General features: G+C 57.6%; 18 protein-coding genes. 7 read left to right on the top strand and 11 right to left on the bottom strand.

Annotation, left to right across the window (positions count from 1 at the left end; translation table 11 throughout):
• Positions 1-72: 72 nt before the first annotated feature.
• Positions 73-714 carry an HD domain-containing protein gene (locus WFM49_RS10685; protein WP_009463204.1) on the top strand — a complete coding sequence of 214 codons (642 nt, stop codon included), beginning with the start codon at positions 73-75 and terminating at the stop codon, positions 712-714.
• A 13-nt stretch (positions 715-727) separates the two neighbouring features.
• Here WFM49_RS10685 and WFM49_RS10680 read toward each other — a convergent pair whose 3' ends face one another.
• The 5 genes from WFM49_RS10680 to WFM49_RS10660 form a co-directional block, all read right to left on the bottom strand.
• On the bottom strand, positions 728-1,102 hold the full coding sequence (locus WFM49_RS10680) for a nucleotide pyrophosphohydrolase (protein ID WP_009463202.1): 375 nt from the start codon (positions 1,100-1,102) through the stop codon (positions 728-730).
• Positions 1,103-1,173: 71 nt separating this feature from the next.
• Positions 1,174-1,635, bottom strand: coding sequence for a YaiI/YqxD family protein (locus tag WFM49_RS10675; protein WP_009463200.1), 462 nt, complete (start codon positions 1,633-1,635; stop codon positions 1,174-1,176).
• A 3-nt stretch (positions 1,636-1,638) separates the two neighbouring features.
• Positions 1,639-1,905, bottom strand: coding sequence for a hypothetical protein (locus WFM49_RS10670; RefSeq protein ID WP_009463198.1), 267 nt, complete (start codon positions 1,903-1,905; stop codon positions 1,639-1,641).
• A gap of 281 nt (positions 1,906-2,186) precedes the next feature.
• Entirely contained in the window at positions 2,187-2,468 is a 282-nt protein-coding gene (locus WFM49_RS10665) for a peptidylprolyl isomerase (RefSeq protein WP_009463196.1), read from the bottom strand.
• Between the two features lie 96 nt (positions 2,469-2,564).
• Positions 2,565-3,272, bottom strand: coding sequence for a TerC family protein (locus tag WFM49_RS10660; protein ID WP_009463194.1), 708 nt, complete (start codon positions 3,270-3,272; stop codon positions 2,565-2,567).
• A gap of 458 nt (positions 3,273-3,730) precedes the next feature.
• Between WFM49_RS10660 and WFM49_RS10655 the strand changes: the two genes are divergently transcribed.
• The 3 genes from WFM49_RS10655 to WFM49_RS10645 all read left to right on the top strand — a co-directional run bounded on the left by WFM49_RS10655 (position 3,731) and on the right by WFM49_RS10645 (position 7,805).
• Positions 3,731-4,237, top strand: coding sequence for an RNA polymerase sigma factor (locus WFM49_RS10655; RefSeq protein WP_226348074.1), 507 nt, complete (start codon positions 3,731-3,733; stop codon positions 4,235-4,237).
• Entirely contained in the window at positions 4,227-5,222 is a 996-nt protein-coding gene (locus WFM49_RS10650) for a FecR family protein (RefSeq protein ID WP_254499863.1), read from the top strand. The genes WFM49_RS10655 and WFM49_RS10650 overlap by 11 nt, the downstream gene beginning before the upstream one ends.
• Before the next feature lie 147 nt (positions 5,223-5,369).
• Positions 5,370-7,805 (top strand): TonB-dependent siderophore receptor, encoded by a 2,436-nt coding sequence (locus tag WFM49_RS10645; RefSeq protein WP_336973147.1) that lies wholly within the window; start codon positions 5,370-5,372, stop codon positions 7,803-7,805.
• A 123-nt stretch (positions 7,806-7,928) separates the two neighbouring features.
• Here WFM49_RS10645 and WFM49_RS10640 read toward each other — a convergent pair whose 3' ends face one another.
• From WFM49_RS10640 to WFM49_RS10615, 6 genes are read right to left on the bottom strand one after another with little or no spacing between them, the layout of a single operon-like run.
• Positions 7,929-8,738 carry a phosphodiesterase gene (locus WFM49_RS10640; protein WP_009463186.1) on the bottom strand — a complete coding sequence of 270 codons (810 nt, stop codon included), beginning with the start codon at positions 8,736-8,738 and terminating at the stop codon, positions 7,929-7,931.
• Positions 8,739-8,747: 9 nt separating this feature from the next.
• Positions 8,748-9,590 carry a carbohydrate ABC transporter permease gene (locus WFM49_RS10635; protein ID WP_009463184.1) on the bottom strand — a complete coding sequence of 281 codons (843 nt, stop codon included), beginning with the start codon at positions 9,588-9,590 and terminating at the stop codon, positions 8,748-8,750.
• Complete coding sequence (locus WFM49_RS10630; protein ID WP_009463182.1) at positions 9,590-10,480, bottom strand: carbohydrate ABC transporter permease; 891 nt, start codon at positions 10,478-10,480, stop codon at positions 9,590-9,592. Before WFM49_RS10630 ends, WFM49_RS10635 begins: the two co-directional genes overlap by 1 nt.
• Before the next feature lie 12 nt (positions 10,481-10,492).
• Positions 10,493-11,755 (bottom strand): ABC transporter substrate-binding protein, encoded by a 1,263-nt coding sequence (locus tag WFM49_RS10625; RefSeq protein ID WP_137430747.1) that lies wholly within the window; start codon positions 11,753-11,755, stop codon positions 10,493-10,495.
• Between the two features lie 19 nt (positions 11,756-11,774).
• Complete coding sequence (locus tag WFM49_RS10620) at positions 11,775-12,875, bottom strand: ABC transporter ATP-binding protein (RefSeq protein WP_336973145.1); 1,101 nt, start codon at positions 12,873-12,875, stop codon at positions 11,775-11,777.
• A complete protein-coding gene (locus WFM49_RS10615) occupies positions 12,872-13,642 on the bottom strand; it encodes a DeoR/GlpR family DNA-binding transcription regulator (protein WP_009463176.1) in 771 nt (256 codons plus the stop codon). Before WFM49_RS10615 ends, WFM49_RS10620 begins: the two co-directional genes overlap by 4 nt.
• 275 nt (positions 13,643-13,917) lie before the next feature.
• Here WFM49_RS10615 and WFM49_RS10610 point away from each other — a divergent pair, with 275 nt between their 5' ends.
• From WFM49_RS10610 to WFM49_RS10600, 3 genes are read left to right on the top strand one after another with little or no spacing between them, the layout of a single operon-like run.
• A complete protein-coding gene (locus tag WFM49_RS10610; protein ID WP_009463174.1) occupies positions 13,918-14,877 on the top strand; it encodes a Bug family tripartite tricarboxylate transporter substrate binding protein in 960 nt (319 codons plus the stop codon).
• Between the two features lie 19 nt (positions 14,878-14,896).
• Entirely contained in the window at positions 14,897-15,370 is a 474-nt protein-coding gene (locus WFM49_RS10605) for a tripartite tricarboxylate transporter TctB family protein (protein ID WP_009463172.1), read from the top strand.
• Positions 15,370-16,851, top strand: coding sequence for a tripartite tricarboxylate transporter permease (locus WFM49_RS10600; protein ID WP_250756674.1), 1,482 nt, complete (start codon positions 15,370-15,372; stop codon positions 16,849-16,851). Before WFM49_RS10605 ends, WFM49_RS10600 begins: the two co-directional genes overlap by 1 nt.
• Positions 16,852-16,913: the final 62 nt, after the last annotated feature.

Below are 16,913 nucleotides of genomic sequence, written 5' to 3'. Positions count from 1 at the left end.
CTTTTTCTTGAGCCTGTCCTGCCCCTGCTGCTTCGCGTTATGCTGTGGCACCATCTACAGCAAACCATAGCCATGTCCAGCCTGTTCCACCCCTTTGAAAAGCTTGCCGCCCAACTCCTGCCCCATAGCAGCACCAGTCACAACGACGGCTCCCACGACCAATCGCACTTGCAGCGCGTCTGGAAGAACGTCTGTGCGATTCAGGAAAAAGAAGGTGGGGATCTGCGGATTTTGCTGGCAGCAACGGTGCTGCACGACTGCGTGGCGGTAGAGAAGAATTCGCCATTGCGCTCTCGTGCTTCCACCCTGTCGGCGGAGCAGGCACGACACATTCTGACCAGGCTGGGATGGTCAGAGCAGGACTGTGAAGCCGTGGGCCAAGCAATTCAAAGCCACAGCTTTTCAGCAAACATCCCGCCCGTCAGTCTGGAGGCCCGCATCTTGCAGGATGCAGACCGGCTGGATGCCATTGGCGCTTTAGGGATAGCTCGCTGCTTCTATACAGCGGGGCGAATGGGCTCCAGCTTGTATGAGCCGGAAGACCCAAAAGCAGAGACTCGTCCTCTGGATGACAAGCGCTACGCGCTGGATCACTTCCCGGCCAAATTATTCAAATTGGCCGAGGGTTTTCAGACTGAACGGGGGCAAGCAATCGCGCGTGAGCGACACGCGCGGATGGAACGGTTTATAGAGGAAATGCTGGGGGAGCTGTAATCCCTAGCCCCTTTTACAACTCCGTATATTTCTTGTTCGTCCCCCGCACTTTGTCAGCGGGGTATTTCCGGGCGTTTTTTACCAGCTTGTTGGTAACAGCCTCATTCATATCCACACCCAGAACGAAGGCCAGACGGCTCAGGTAGATTTGCACGTCAGCCAGTTCATCGCGCACGGCTTCAGCAGTTTTCGGGTCTTTGCCTGCTTCGCGGGACTGGTCTTCTGTCAGCCATTGGAAGATTTCGATCAGCTCGCCCACTTCGTTGGTCAGGGCCATGGCCAGATTTTTGGGGCTATGGAACTGGTCCCACTCACGCTCGCGGGCGAACTGGGCGACGGCCTCGTTCAGGCCAGTCAAATTCATCAAGGGGCGTTTTGAGTCTGTCATTACGTACTTCACTCTAAAAATTTCAATCCAGCGACAGACTCACACAAGGGCCGGGGGGATGGCAAGTCTGTTTACGATCTCGCAGCCGTTTGCAGGCTCATCATCAGGCGGTCCAATGCGTTGGCAAACTCACGCCGGTCGGCCTGGCTAAAGGGGGCCGGGCCTCCGATATCCACGCCAGTGCTACGCAGCTCTTCCATCATGTCGCGCATGGCCAGGCGCTCGCCTATGCTGTTGGCGTCCAGGCGTTCGCCCCTGGGTGTCAGGACCAGCGCTTTACGCTCCAGCACCTGGGCAGCCAGAGGGATATCGGCGGTAATCACCAGATCTCCCACGCTGGCGTGCTGGACGATGTAGTCATCCGCCACGTCAAAGCCCCGTGCCACCTGCACCGCCCTCAACCAGGGCGATGGCGGGGTGCGCAGCATCTGATTCGCCACCAGGATCACATGGCGACTCCAGCGCTGCCCGGCGCGGTACAGAATCTCTTTGATGACTACGGGACAAGCGTCCGCATCGACCCAAATCTGCATGGGTTACAGGCCCAGAGTTTGAGCCAGCAGCCGATCAATGACCTCATTGGTCGAGACGCCTTGCTCGGTAGCACGAGCGCGCACGGCATCAATAACTGGCTGGGTCAGCTTGACGGGGAAGGACACCAGGCCAGCAGCCTGATCCAGACGACGTTGTTCGCGCCGATCGGCCACGGCGGAGTCACCTGCAAAGCGTTGTGGCGTACCCGCTTTTTTTACATTGCTCAGCAGTTTGACGGCGCTGAGTTTTTCCATATCGGTGCGTTTCATCGGATTTCTTTATAAGAATGGGCTGGTTCGCTCACGGTAAGCGAACAATACGGCGACAAGGCCGTTAGCCGGTATGGCTGGCATACTGCGCAGCTTGCAGGAAAATGTCCAGGCTTTTTATGTATAAGCCCTGATAATCAAAGCTTTAGTTTCTGTAAGCAGCCACCGCCCGGCCCTACACCTAACCACCAGTCACCAGTCACCAGTCACCAGTCACCAGTCACCAGATCAGCATGCGCAAAAAAACCCGCCGTAGCGGGTTTTTTATTGGCCTGATCGTATCAGTCCTGACGTGCAGTCACTTCTACCAGGTGGTAGCCGAACTGAGTCTTGACGGGGCCTTGCACAACGCCAACGGGGGCGCTGAACACAACCTGATCGAACTCGGGCACCATTTGGCCACGGCCAAATGTTCCCAGCTCACCGCCCATGCGGGCCGATGGGCAGCTGGAATTTTCCTTGGCCACCTGAGCAAAGTCAGAACCACCTTCGATAGCGGCTTTCAGTTCGTTCGCTTTCTCTTCGGTGCTGACCAGAATGTGGCGTGCGGAGGCTTGTGCCATGGTGTACTCCTTTTTTTAGAAAATCGTTTGAGCTTAACCCAGAACCATGCCGGAAGCGAAGCCCCCGGCACCGGTTCTACACCTGCTGTTTCAATTTCAGGCCTGGGCAGCTTTCTTGCGCTTGGCCGCGGCAATGCCATGACCCAGGGCAACGATCAGCAAGGCACCCACCACTTCAGCAATCAGCTTGGTGCTGGTGGAGGCTTCACCAAAGAACTCGATGAACTTCACGTCGGTCACGATCATGCCACCGGCAATCCAGCCCAGCAGCGCGGCGCCTAAGGTCACCACGATAGGGAAGCGATCGATCAGCTTCAGAACCAGGGTGCTGCCCCAGATAATGATAGGCACACTTACGACCAGACCAAAGACAACCAGACCGATCTGATGATCCGGATCGGCGGTTTGCGCCGCACCGGCAATGGCGATCACGTTGTCCAAGCTCATCACAAAGTCGGCAATGATGATGGTTTTAACAGCTTTCCACAGGGTGGCACTGCCTTCCACATTACCGTGGCCTTCATCTTCAGGGATCAGCAGTTTCACACCAATCCAGACCAGCAACAAGGCACCGACCACTTTCAGGTAAGGCACGGCCAGCAAGGTCAGGGCAAAGGCAATCAGGACGACGCGCAGGCCAATGGCACCGGCCGTACCCCACAAAATACCTTTGACACGTTGTTTGGCAGGCAAGTTACGGCAAGCCAAAGCGATAACCACGGCGTTATCGCCCCCCAGCAATATATCGATCAGGATGATCTGAAATACTGCCGCCCAACTCATTGTTTGCAAAAACTCCATCATGTGTAAGACCGCCTTTTCATATTGTTTGATTAAAAGCTGACGACCATCTTGCATGACTGTACAACGAGAAAATGACGACTCGTGTACAAAACAAAAATGGCCTGATCCATTAAGGGCACAGGCCATATCGTTTTTAGAGGATACACCTTGCCCTTTAATGGCAAGGTCTTGCTTGCAACCCTAAGGTTGCCCGGGCACCGGGAACGTGTGCAAAAAACACAGATTGCCGTGATGACGATGCGCCGGAAAGTAAGCTACTCCCCCTGATAGTTCGCAAGTATAACGATCTTGTATGAAACAACAAAGCTTTTCGCCGGACATGACGATTTTTCGGTGCAAGTTCCGGATCGACGTTGCAAGCTGGCCTCACGCCCCGATAGGACCTGAATAAAGCGCCATTGAGTTAATGAGAACTATTTGCAATAATTTGCTTTTTGTCATTCAAGCTCCCTGCCCCCATGTCCAATTCGGACCTCTCCCGCAAAAGCTGGCTGGCCTATTATGGCGAGTTCATGCAGTCCTGCCTGCGCCGCTTTGGCGGTGCCGCGGACGCGGAAGACGTCGCCCATGATGCGGTAGAGGCCCTGCTTCGAAAAGATCAGAAAACACTGACAGCGGCCCATGCCCGCAACTTTCTGTACAAGTCCGCGCGCCATCGGGCCATTGATCTGTGGCGTCGCAACAGCCGCTTCCAGCACCTGGCCTGGGACGAGCTGCATGAAGACGCTCACCCTATCACCGACGGTGCCGATGCCCACGCCAGTGCGGAGCAAGTGCGCCACGCCCTGGTTGCGGCCCTGGAAGCCTTGCCTTTGAATCACCGAAGGGCTTTTGTCTTGAATCGCATCGAAGGCTGGACCCAGCCTGAAATTGCCCGTCATCTGAAACTGTCCATTGCCAGCGTGGAGCGTTATATTGCGCTGGCCAGCCAGTTTATCCGCGAGCGCCTGCGCGATGAGTTCTGAATCCCCTTTCTACCCCAGTGATGCCACCTCCCCTGCCGAGGCCGCCGCCCAATGGTCGGCCCGCCTGCATTCGGGCCGCTTCAGCCCGGCTGACGAGCAAGCGCTGGAGGAGTGGTTGCAGGCTGACCCGGAAAACGAGCGCGAATTTATGGCGGTGGAGCAGTTAAGCTCCCTGGCCAGCACGCTGGACAAGGATTTGGTCAAGCTGCTGTATGGCGGCAAAGTGCCCCAGCGGCCCGATCTGCGCCGCCGCAAACTGATCCGTAATACCGGCGCCCTGGTCGCTGTCGCGGGCTCTGCCGGTTTGGCAGGCCTACTACTCGGCCCCCAGGCTGTGTACGCCGCTAGCCTGCAAACACGTGTGGGCGAGCGCCGCTGGGTTCCTCTGCCGGACGGCTCCAGCCTGGAGCTGAATACCGCCACCCAAGCCGAGCTGCGATTTTATGAAGACAGCCGTCATCTGGACCTGATTCAGGGCGAAGTGATGTGCGCGATAGCATCCAGCCCGCAGCGCCCTTTCATCGTCAAAGCAGGCAATACGGTGGTACGCGTTACCGGCACCAGCTTTACGGTTCGCCGCGATGCCGAGCAAGTCAAAGTGCTGGTCGAAAGCGGTAGTGTGGAAGTGTCCAGCGGCCGCTGGTGGAACCGCCAGACCCGGTATCTGGCCGCTGGCTCTGGCGCCACCGTTTCCGTTCAGGATGGGCTCAGTATTCAACCCGAGGTCGATGTGGCCGCTGCCACCGCCTGGCGGCAAGGACGCCTGATTGTGCGGGACCTGTCCTTGTTCGAAGTCGTTGCTGAAATCAACCGCTATCGCGAGCATCCCATCCGCATTGCTGACGGCAGAATCGGCCAGCAGCGTGTCACCGCGTCCTTCCTGCTGGATGAACAAAGTGCGGTGCTTCAAGCCCTGCAACAGATCCTGCCACTGCAGGCCAAGACACAAGACGATGGCAGTGTCCTGCTGAGCAGCGTCTCGTAATTACAATTAGTTTCAAATAAATCGATTCAGGCTGAGGGGTTTAGTAAGACTGACTCGTATTTAGATTCAGCGTTCCTCAACATCGCGTTTGACGAACATCTCTGAATCCGGGCGTCGCCCTGCTCGCCCCTACCCTGAATCTGCACCGTGAACCGAACCGCTTTCCTACCCCGCCTGCGCCCCGTCCTGCTCGCTTTGATGCTGGCCAGTGCCAGCACCCCTGCCCTGGCCCAAGACAATCCTGTCCCTATTCACATTCCGGCCCAGCCCTTGTCCGAAGCGCTGCTGAAACTGGCCGAACAGACCCAGCTGCAGGTGTTTTTCTCTCCCTCGCTAGTGCAAGGTCTGAGCACGACACCGATTCAGGGCCGCATGCGCCCGGAAGACGCGCTGCGCAGCCTGCTGCAAGGCTCTGGCCTGGAATACCGGCGCGAGAACAACACGATCACCCTGTCGCGCCCCAATACGGACGCCACCATGCTGGACCCGGTGCGCGTCGTGGGCCGTCGCCTGCCCGTGACGGAAGGCAGCCAGACCTATGCCAGCCATGGCGCTACTACCACGGCCACCAGGCTGAACATGACGCTGCGTGAAACGCCGCAAACCGTCAGCGTCATGACGCGCCAGCGCATTGAAGACCAGTCGCTGGACAATATCGGCAGCGTGCTGCAACAAGCGCCCGGTATTTCCATCCAGCACATAGGCAGCGACCGCTACACCATCTACTCGCGTGGCTATGCTATCGACAACTATCAGCTGGACAGCCTGTCCACGCTGTCCGATATCGTCAGCCAGAACATTCCTCAGGGGCTGGCAGATATGGCGATTTATGACCGGGTGGAAGTGCTGCGTGGTGCCTCTGGTCTATTGACCGGCGCAGGCGACCCATCTGGCGTCGTCAATATGGTCCGTAAACGTCCGACAGCCGATTTTCAGGGCCATGCCGAAGTGAGCTACGGGTCATGGGATCAGATGCGCGCTCAAGTAGACCTTGGTGGCCCGATTAACGAGAACGGCAGCCTGCGCGGCCGTCTGGTTGGAGCCCATCAGGAAGGCAACAGCTATATGGACTACTTCACAACTAAAAAAGATGTGGTCTACGGCATACTTGAGGCCGACATTACGGACACCACGCTTGTCACCTTGGGGATGGATTATCAAAAAAATGATCCGCGCGGCTCCTCTGGCTCCGGCTTTCCTTTGTTCTACGACACCGGCGAACAGACCGATTTTGATATTTCCACCAATGCAGGGGCTCGTTGGAACACCAATACACTGGAGTCTCACAACACCTTTGTGAAACTGGACCAGCAACTGGGGGCAGACTGGTCACTGGCCATGTCCCTGAATTACCTGAAGGCCCGTCGAAGCGGGAAAAGCGCGGATGCTTCCTGGGGCTATCCCAACCGTGAAACGGGCGACGGCGTGCAGCTTTACGGAGGTGTTTCCGATGCCACACAGTATCAAACCAGTTTTGATATTCACGCAAAAGGCCCTTTTCAACTATTTGGACAGGACCACGAACTGATCGTCGGCTTTAATTCGTCGCGCTACAAGAATCGCCATGACACCATGGACGACGATATCGAAGGCACCTCCATCAATCTCCACAACTGGAACAACAACCCGGCCCTACCCAATACGACTGGAGAAAAGCTGTTTGACTATGATCTGACCGTCAAACAGTACGGTGGGTATTCGGCGCTACGCCTGAAACCCAGCGACAAGCTGGCTGTCATTTTGGGTGGTCGCCTTAGCAACTACCGCTACAGTCTTTCCCAAAGCTATCCTGACCCTGGTATGCAGCGCTTTAACAGCCTGAAAACCATGCACGAAGACAATGTCTTCACCCCATATGCCGGCATTGTGTACGACCTGAATGAAGAGCATTCGATCTACGCCAGCTACACCAGCATCTTCAAGCCACAAAGCTATCGCGACCGTAGCGGCAACTTTCTGGACCCGCGCAAAGGCGATAACTACGAAATCGGCCTGAAAAGCGAAATGCTGGACGGCCGCGTGAACAGCAGCATTGCGCTGTACGAAATCCGCCAGGACAATCTGGCCGTGGCCGACAGTGGCTTTATCGTGCCGGGTACCGAGCGCGAAGCGGCCTACACGGCGGTCAAAGGCGCCAAGACCCAGGGACTGGATATGGAAGTGACGGGCGAGCTGCTCGATGGCTGGAACATGGCCTTTAGCTACACCTACAGCCAGACCAAAGACGCCCAGGGCGAGCGCATCAAAACCCTGGTGCCACGCCATATGGCCAAGCTGTGGACCACGTACCGCCTGCCTGGAAGCTGGAATCGCCTGACGATTGGGGGTGGTGTGAACTGGCAAAGCCAGATCCATTTCACCGCCACACCGTGGGATTTGGGCAAGACTGTCACCGGAGAACAAAGCAGCTACGCCGTCGTCAACCTGATGGGCCGCTACGACTTCAGCAAGCAATTGACGGCCACCTTGAACGTCAACAATCTATTCAACCGCGAGTACCTGAGTGCGCTGGATCAGACCTTCTACACCGGCTATTACGGTGCGCCGCGTAATGCCATGCTGAACCTGCGTTATTCCTTCTAATCACGTGAAAGCGGCTACCAGGCAAACAGCCCCCGTAACCTGGAAAATAATCCAGGCCTCGGGGGCCACTGCGGGTTTGCTGATCACTTCAGCCTTGTGCCAGCGTTGCTGAACCCTGAAGGCTTACACGCACTTCAGGGCACTCAAATCCCCCGTATACGGAAAGCGCAATTCCTCGTAGCCAAAGGGCTGAAAATGCACCGTCAAACCATCTGCGTTGGGCAAGATAAGCGCGTAACTGGCAGGCTCGAAAGTCGATGTTGCGGCCCCCTCGCGCTCCAGATCCAGTTCGTGCTGATGGTTGGTGCCATTGACCGTCACAAAATGCAGGCCGTTCCACACACCGCTGGCGCAGCGATGCACGTGACCGGAGAACAAATGCACGGGCGCGGGATGAGCCTTGAGCAAAGGCAATAAATCCGACGCATTACTCATACGCAGCCAATCCATGGACGGATACTGCAAGGCAGGTAAAGGATGGTGCGAAAACAGCATTACCGGCCCGCTATGCGCGGCCAGCTCCTGCTGCAACCATTGCAGACGCCGCGTACACAAAAAGCCGTTGGTATAGCCGTCCTCCAAGGTATCCAGGTAGATCAGGCGCCAATCGCCCAAGGTCTCGGCATGCTGTACAAAGCCGGGTAAATCGGTCGTGGCCTGCGGAAATACACTGTGAAAAGCGCTGCGGCTGTCGTGGTTGCCCATCATCAAACGTACAGGCGGAATCAAATCCTGCAAGCCTTCACACAGCCGCTCGTATGCGCGTGGATGACCGGCGTGGGTCAGGTCGCCCGTCAACACGCACAAGTCTGCATCGGCATGATGACGATTGACGTGCTGTACACAGCTACGCAAACGATCCAGAGGGTCCGAGCCAAACAACAGGCCATCGGGCGGGGTAATGTGCAGGTCCGAAAACTGGATGATCTTCATCAGAATTCCTTAACGAATGCCGGCGCGTAAAAAGGCCTGCATGAACTGCTTTTGAAACAGCAAAAAGCCCAACAAAAGCGGCAAGATAGTCATTAATGTGGCGGCACTGATCAGGGAGATACTGACCCCGCTTTCCGGTGCGCCAAACAGGGATAAACCTACGGTCAAAGGACGGGTATGGTCAGAGCTGCTGATCACCAAGGGCCATAGAAAATTGTTCCAGTGCGTAGACACCGACACCAGGGCATAAGCCAGGTACACAGGCTTGACCAACGGCACGTACACTCGCCAGAGCACACCCAGGCGGCTGCATCCTTCCAGTCGCGCCGCATCCTCCAGTTCACGCGGCACTTGCTTGAAAGCCTGGCGCAACAAGAACACGCCAAAGGCACTGGCCATATAGGGCACACCCATGCCCCAGACCGTGTCCGTCCAGCCCAGCAAGGCCACCATGCGGTAGTTCTCCACAATCAGCACTTCGGGCAGGATGAACAACTGCAAAAGCAGCAGCATGAACAGAAACTGGCTGCCAAAGAAACGAAAGCGGGCAAAGGCATAAGCGGCCAGGGTGCACAGCACAAACTGTCCGAGCAGAATGGTCAGCACCAGCACGGTGGTGTTGAAGATGTAGCGCAACCAGGGCGCACGGTCCCAGGCGGCTGCAAAATTACTAAAGGTCCAGCCTGCGCTCCAGTCAAAACTCAAGGCGGCGGACGGGTCGCGAAATGCAGCCCAGCAGGCGTATAGCAAAGGGGCAATCCACAGCAGGGCCAGCGCATGTGCCCCCACCGTATCCAGGGATGGCAAACGCAAGCTGCGGCCCGGAGCAGTCAAAACAGTGTCCATGTTCATCACTGGTAGTGCACGCGTCGTTCAGCGTAGCGAAATTGAAAGATGGCGACAGCACCCAGCCCCAACAGGAGCACAACCGTCAGCACGGCGGCACTAGGCGTATCCATATAGGCAAAAGCGGTTTCCCAGATCCAGTACAGCATCAGCTTGGAGGCATTATTGGGGCCGCCCTTGGTCAAGATAAACAGGTGATCAACCAGCTTGACCGAGTTGATCAGCGCGTTGATCAAAATGAACAGGGTCGTGGGTGCCAGCAAGGGTAAAAGCACACGGCGGCCATACTGCCAACGGGTCGCGCCTTCCAGACGAGCGGCATCGCGCAGCTCGGGCGGGATGGTTTGCAAAGCAGCCAGATAAAAGATCATGAAAAAACCGGCCTCTTTCCAGATCGTCACCACCATGACCGCGCCCAGGGCGGTTTGCGGCTGGCCCAGCCAGTTGGTGGCCCCGGCGCCAAACAGCTTGGCAATCTGATCCAGTAAACCCAGATCCGGTGTGTAGAAAAACAGCCATAGATTGGCGGCGGCAATCATGGGCAGCATGGTGGGCGTGAAGTAGGCACAACGCACCCAGGCCCGCATGCTCATGGCCCGGTTGGCCCACAAGGCCATCAACAAAGCCAGGGCCATGGACACCGGAATCACAATGGCGGCATACCAAAGATTGTTCTTCAGAACCAGCCAGAACGTCGGGTCAGCCAGCATGGCATCGTAGTTGTCCATGCCCACAAACTGGGCCGGACGACGCGCCGTGCCTTTACTCAACAAGCTGGACCAGAACGTGTGCAGCGCCGGGATAAAGGCAAACACGCTTAGCAGCACAAACAGCGGCGTCAACAAGAGGTAAGCAAATACCCACTCTTTACGCAGCACACGCAATGGTTCAGCCATTCCTGCACCTGCTTAGTTGAAAGGACGCAGCAGACGGTCTGCGGCAGCCTGGGCTTCGTCCAGAGCGGCCTTGGGCGTCTTGGCATTAGTCAGCACGGCTTGCACAGCGTTGGACAACAGTTCACGTACACGTGCTGTCTCGTAAGTGGCAAACTCGGGCGAAGCTACGGCCAACTGATCGCGGGCAACCACAGCCTGCGGGAACGTTTTGGCGTACTCGACCAGAGCAGGCGTTTCGTAGGCGGCAGGGCTGACACCGACATAGCCCGTAGCCATGGACCACTTGGCGGCACGCTCAGGGGCCGTCATCCAGCGCACAAAATCCAGAGCCGCTTTCTTCTGTTCCTCGTTCGCGCCCTTGAACAGGTAGAAGTTGCCACCGCCGGTAGGCGAAGCCGCTTTTTCCTTGGCGGGCAGCATGGCAACACCAAAGTCGAACTTGGCTTCATTCTTCACCGCAGTCAGGTTGCCCGTGGTGTGCCACATCATGGCGGTCTTGCCTTGGACAAAAGCCTGGCGCAGCGTGCCCCATTCAATGGTGCCAGTGGGGCTGACTTTGTGCTTGTAGGCCAGGTCGTGGAAGAACTGCAGCGCCTCCACCGACTTGGGGTCATTGAAGTAAACCTGCGTGCCTTCTTCATTCATCAGCTGACGGCCATTTTGCAAGGCCATGGCCTGGAACATCCAGTAGGGGTAGCCCGTCGACGGAATCATCAAGCCGTGATGCTGGTCATTAGTCAGTTTCTGGGCGGTTTGCACCAACTCGTCCCAGGTCTTGGGAGCTTGATCCGGATTCAGGCCTGCAGCGCGAAACATGTCCTTGTTGTAGAACATGACGATGGTGGAGCGCTGGAACGGAATGCCCCAGACCTTGCCTTCCAAGGTGCCGTTAGCCATCAAGGCGGGATAAAAGCTTTTCAGCCAATCCTGGCTGGTGGCGTCCTGAGCCACATCGCTAAAGGCTTCAACCAGGCCTTGTTCCACCAGATCATGCGTATCCAGTGCGCCCAGCACAGAAAGCTGCACCGGCTCGCCCGCACGCAGGGCCGACAAGGCACGTACACGGGTTTCATCGTAGTTACCGGAGTAGACAGCTTTAACGGTGACTTCCGGGTTTTGGGCCTGATAGTCCTTGATCATTCCATCGACCACATCGGTCAGCGGCCCCCCTACGGCAATGGGGTAATACATGGTCAATTCGACCGCGCTATGGGCATTGGCGCCCAGGCCCATCAACAGGGCGCTGGAGGTGGCAAGCAGACAATTCTTCAACATGGGTAGACTCGCAGTACGTTTAGGGAAGAACAGCAGGAGGAACAGCGAAAGGAGCAGCAGTCAGAGCATCCGCAGACGGCAGGCGAGCCCCGCTGTCCTGGTTAAAGTAAAAAGCGTGAACAGGGTCCCAGCTCAAGCCACAGCGAGCACCCGCCTCGACGCTGCGGCTGTGCGGCGCGCGCACGATCAGGGTGTGGCCATCGTCAAGCTGCACATACACATAGGCATCGGCCCCCTGAAACTCCTGGTGCACCACGGTGGCAGCCACATACTGCTCGCCCGCTTCGTGCAAGTTCAGGTTCTCCGGGCGCACGCCCACCAGCACACGATGCGGCTGGTCGTACTGACGGCGCGAGGGCCACAACTCCAAGGGCACTTGGTCACTGTGAATCATCATCATGGGTGGGCTGCCGATAAAGCCGGCGGTAAAGACGCTATTGGGCTGCCCGTACAGGTCCTGGGCACTGCCCTGCTGCTCGATGTGTCCAGCGTTAAGCAGCACCACGTGATCGGCCATGCCCATGGCTTCGGTCTGATCGTGGGTGACGTACACCACGGTCAAACCCAAGCGTTGCTGTAGAGCACGGATTTCATGGCGCACGGTGTGACGCAGCTTGGCATCCAGGTTCGACAGCGGCTCGTCCATCAGGCAGATACGATGGCCCGACACAATGCTGCGCGCCAGGGCTACACGCTGCCGCTGCCCGCCCGACAACTGGCCGGGCTTGCGCTCTTCCAGACCTTCCAGATTGGTCAGCGCCAAGGCTTCACGCAAACGCTCTTTTTGCTGCTGACGATCGGCACGGCGTACTTGCAGGCCGAACAAGATGTTGTCGGCCACATTCAGATGCGGGAACAGGGCGTAGGACTGGAACACCATGCTCAAGCCACGCTTGGCGGGCTCCAGATAGGTGGCATCCTGCCCATTAATAAAAAGACGACCCTGATCGGGGGTTTCCAGCCCGGCAATAATGCGCAGCAAGGTGGACTTACCGCAGCCCGAAGGCCCCAGCAAGGCGGTAAATTTACCTTCCTGAATGGACAGGTCCATTTGCTTGAGCACGGCCTGTTCGCCCCAGGCTTTGCCTATGCCTTGCAACTCGATAGCGGCGCGATTCATGCCTGCACCTCGTCAGCAATCACGATCTGAACACGCGCAGGAATTTGCTCGCGGTAAGGCTCGGGAATAGGCTGGTCGCTGACCAGAATATCCACATCATCCAAAGAGCCACTGCGCACAGGGGCACGACGGCCAAATTTGGTGTGATCCAGCACCAGAATCCGCACACGGCAATTGCCGCGCAGGGCTTTGTGGCAATCGGACTCGGCCATATCAAAGTCCAGCAAAGCACCGTCCGAGTCAAAGCCCCCTACCCCGGACACGCCAAAGTCCGCCTTGAAGCTGTTGAACAGGCGTTCGGCGCCGGGGCCCAGAATTTCGGGGTTGGGCTGACGCAGTTCACCACCCGTCAGTACCACGCGGTGGCTCATATTGTGGGACAGGGCCAGAGCGGCACTGATGTTGTTGGTGACCACGGTCAGATCGCGATGGTCGGCCAGCGCCAGGGCCACTTGCTCGGGGGTGGTGCCAAAACCCAGCAGCAGGCTGGCACCGGGGGGAATCAAAGTGGCAACGGCTCGCCCGATACGGGCCTTGGCTTGCAAATGGGTAATGCGGCGCGTTTGGAAAGGCACATTACGCTCGACCACATTCAGCTCGGCACCACCATGGCGGCGGCGCACCAGATCGGCTTCATACAAGTGGTTCAGGTCGCGCCGGATAGTCTGCGGCGTCACCCCGAAATGCGCGGCCAAGCCATCCACTGACACCGCCCCTTGGGCGGCCAGCAGATCCACAATAATGCTTTGCCTGACAGATAGGTTCATAACACGGCGTATGGGTTTCGTTTGAATACCCGGCAGTGTAGGAACGCGAAGTTACGTGTCGGTGACGCTCAGATGAAAGTTTTATGACGCCCAAATGTTCATATGAACATACTCTGCCTACCATCAGCCATCAAACGCATGCGCCACTCGAGCAGGCCGACTCCATCGTCCATCCTGCACATAAGGTAGCTCTGCATTACGCATAGGGTAATATCAACGCCGAACAACTAAAAAAAATCAGGCGTCTACAGGCGCACTTATTCAGGAGACATGACATGAAACTTCATCGCTTTCTGCGTCCCTTGCTGGCCGCTACCTTGCTGGGGGCTACAGTCACTGCGCAAGCCCAGCTCAGCATGATGCTGCCTGCCAACCCAGGCGGAGGCTGGGACTCCACAGGCCGCCAATCCATGCAGGCCATGAATGAGGCGGGCATCTACACCGGCACGGTCAGCTTTAGCAATAAAGGCGGTGCCGGCGGCACCATCGGTCTGGCCGACTTCCAGCGCTCGCAAAAGGGCAAACCCGATGCACTGGCTGTATTCGGTGCGATCACAGTCGGCTCGATTGCCATGAACAAATCCCCCATCGATTTAAGCAAGTTTCGACCTGTTGCGCGTTTGACAGCGGAATACGTTGTGCTGGCGGTCAAAGCCGACTCCCCCTACAAAAACCTGGACGATTTTGTACAAGCGATGAAAGCCAACCCTGGGGCCATGCCCGTGGGCGGTGGCTCTGCCGGTGGAACGGATCACATTGCTCTGGCCTTGCTGGCACAGCAAGGCCAGGTGCCCGTCAAAGCCCTGAACTACATCCCGCAAGCCGGCGGGGCCGATACAGTGACAGGGATCGTCAACGGGACCCTGAAGGCCGGAATCTCGGGGGCGTCCGAGTTTCAGCAATTTGCCGACAGCGGCCGCATCCGTATTCTGGCCATCTCCTCGGACAAACGGATGAAAGGCCTGGAGCAAGTGCCTACCTTCACAGAAGCTGGCTACAAGGTGGAGATTGCCAACTGGCGGGGCATTCTGGGCTCGGTGGACATGCCTGAAGAAAACTATCAGCTGTGGATTGACCACTTCACCAAACTCAGCGAAGCACCACAATGGAAAGCAACGCAGGAACGCTTGGGCTGGGAACCGTACTTTCTGGCCGGCGACAAATTCGGTGACTTCATCAAGGCAGAAACCGAGCGCACCACGACCATCCTGCAAGACGCAGGCTTGATCCAGTAAAGCAAGTCGGGGAACACACATGAGTGTAACTTCGCGTCAGCCCTGGTGGCTGGGGCTGGCGGTCATCCTGGCGGGTGCCGTCTGTCTCTACGCCTCCATGTCCCTGACTCTCAGCGCACAATATGCCGCGATCGGCCCAGGCCTGTTCGTTGCGCTGGTCGGCGTGGGACTGGTTGTTCTGGGCATTTTGTTCCTGCTGCAAATGCATCGTGGCACCGCCTTCGACAAGGAAGAGCTGGCCCAGGATCCAGGCATGGACAAGGGGCCCTTCCTGACCGTCCTGCTGGCTGCCGTGCTGCCCAGCCTGATGATGGAGCCGTTGGGCCTGCCACTCACGGCCTCAGTGTGTTTCATGCTGGTGGCACGTGCCCTAGGTTCACGTCGCGTGCTGCTGGATCTGCTCTCCGGCTTGGTACTGGGCAGCGCCTGCTGGTTTCTGTTTGGCCGCCTGGGTTTGCAACTGGGCGGCTTTCTTCCTGTGGCGGGGCTGTAATGAATACGCTTTCTTTGCTCTTGCACGGCTTTGAGGTGGCTCTGCAGCCCATGAACCTGATGTGGGCCTTGATCGGTTCGGTGCTGGGTACGGCCATCGGCATTCTGCCCGGCATTGGCCCGGCACTGACCATTGCCCTGCTGCTGCCAGTCACGGTTTCCGTGGGGCCGGTCTCAGCCTTCATCATGTTCGCCGGTGTGCTGTACGGCGCCATGTACGGAGGTTCGACCACCGCCATTTTGATCAATACCCCCGGTGAAGCGGGCTCCATGATGACCGCGCTGGAAGGCAACAAGATGGCACGCCGTGGGCGAGGCGCGGCCGCCTTGGCCACGGCCGCCATTGGCTCTTTTATTGCTGGCACCATCGCCACGCTGGCGTTGACCTTCGCCGCCCCGGCCGTGGCCGAACTGGCCTTTATTTTCACACCGGCGGACTACTTTGCCCTGACCATCATGGCATTTACCTCGGTCGCTGTGGTGATGGGAGCTTCCCGCGTCCGTGGTTTTATTTCCTTGTTTCTGGGCCTGGCTTTGGGCGTGATCGGCATCGATGCCATGACCGGGCAGGCTCGCATGACTTTCGGGCTGCCCGACCTGCTCGATGGTGTTGAGCTGACGGTGGTGCTGGTCTCGGTCTTTGCGGTGGGAGAAATTCTGTACGTGGCCAGCCGCTTTCGTCACAACGACGAGCAGATCATCCCCATCAGTGGCAAAGCTTTCATGACACGCAATGAATGGGCACGCTCATGGAAGCCCTGGTTGCGTGGCACGGTCATTGGTTTCCCGATGGGAGCGATTCCTGGCGGAGGCTCTGAGCTGCCCACCATGCTGTCCTATTCCCTGGAAAAAAACCTGTCCAAAAACAAGGACGAGTTTGGACACGGTGCAATCGAAGGCGTTGCCGGTCCCGAAGCGGCCAATAATGCCGCCGCAGCCGGAATTCTGGTGCCCTTGCTAACGCTGGGCTTGCCCACATCCGCCACCGCCGCCATTTTGCTGGTTGCCTTTCAAAACTACGGTCTGCAGCCCGGCCCTTTTCTGTTTTCCAGCAACCCCGAACTGGTCTGGGGCCTGATTGCCTCGCTGTATGTCGGCAATGCCATGCTGCTAGTGCTGAACCTGCCGCTAGTCGGCCTGTGGGTGCGTCTGCTTTATATTCCCAAACCGCAGCTTTACGCCGGAATTCTGGTCTTTGCCATGATCGGCATCTGGGGCGTGTCCGGCTCCACCTTTGAACTGGCCATGATGGCCGGCCTGGGCGTGGTCAGCTACATCATGCGAGTCTACGGCTTTCCCATTGCCCCTTTGCTGATCGGTCTGATTCTGGTGCCCTTGGCAGAAAATCAGTTGCGAACGGCCCTGGCGGCCGGACAGGGAAATTTTCTGGTACTGCTGGAAAGTCCAGTTGCAGTGGGTTTTTATATTGCTGCCATTCTGTTTTTGAGCGTGCCATACATGCTCAAGCGCCTGCAAAAATAAGCCAAAAAAAAGCAAGCCCCGTATCCTGCGCGGCTTGCTTTCCCCCGACCAAGCCTCAAGCC

Origin of the sequence: Alcaligenes sp. PF14, assembly GCF_037150615.1 — a bacterium.
Taxonomy (GTDB): domain Bacteria; phylum Pseudomonadota; class Gammaproteobacteria; order Burkholderiales; family Burkholderiaceae_B; genus Alcaligenes; species Alcaligenes phenolicus.
This window is presented reverse-complemented; position numbering and strand designations above follow the sequence as displayed.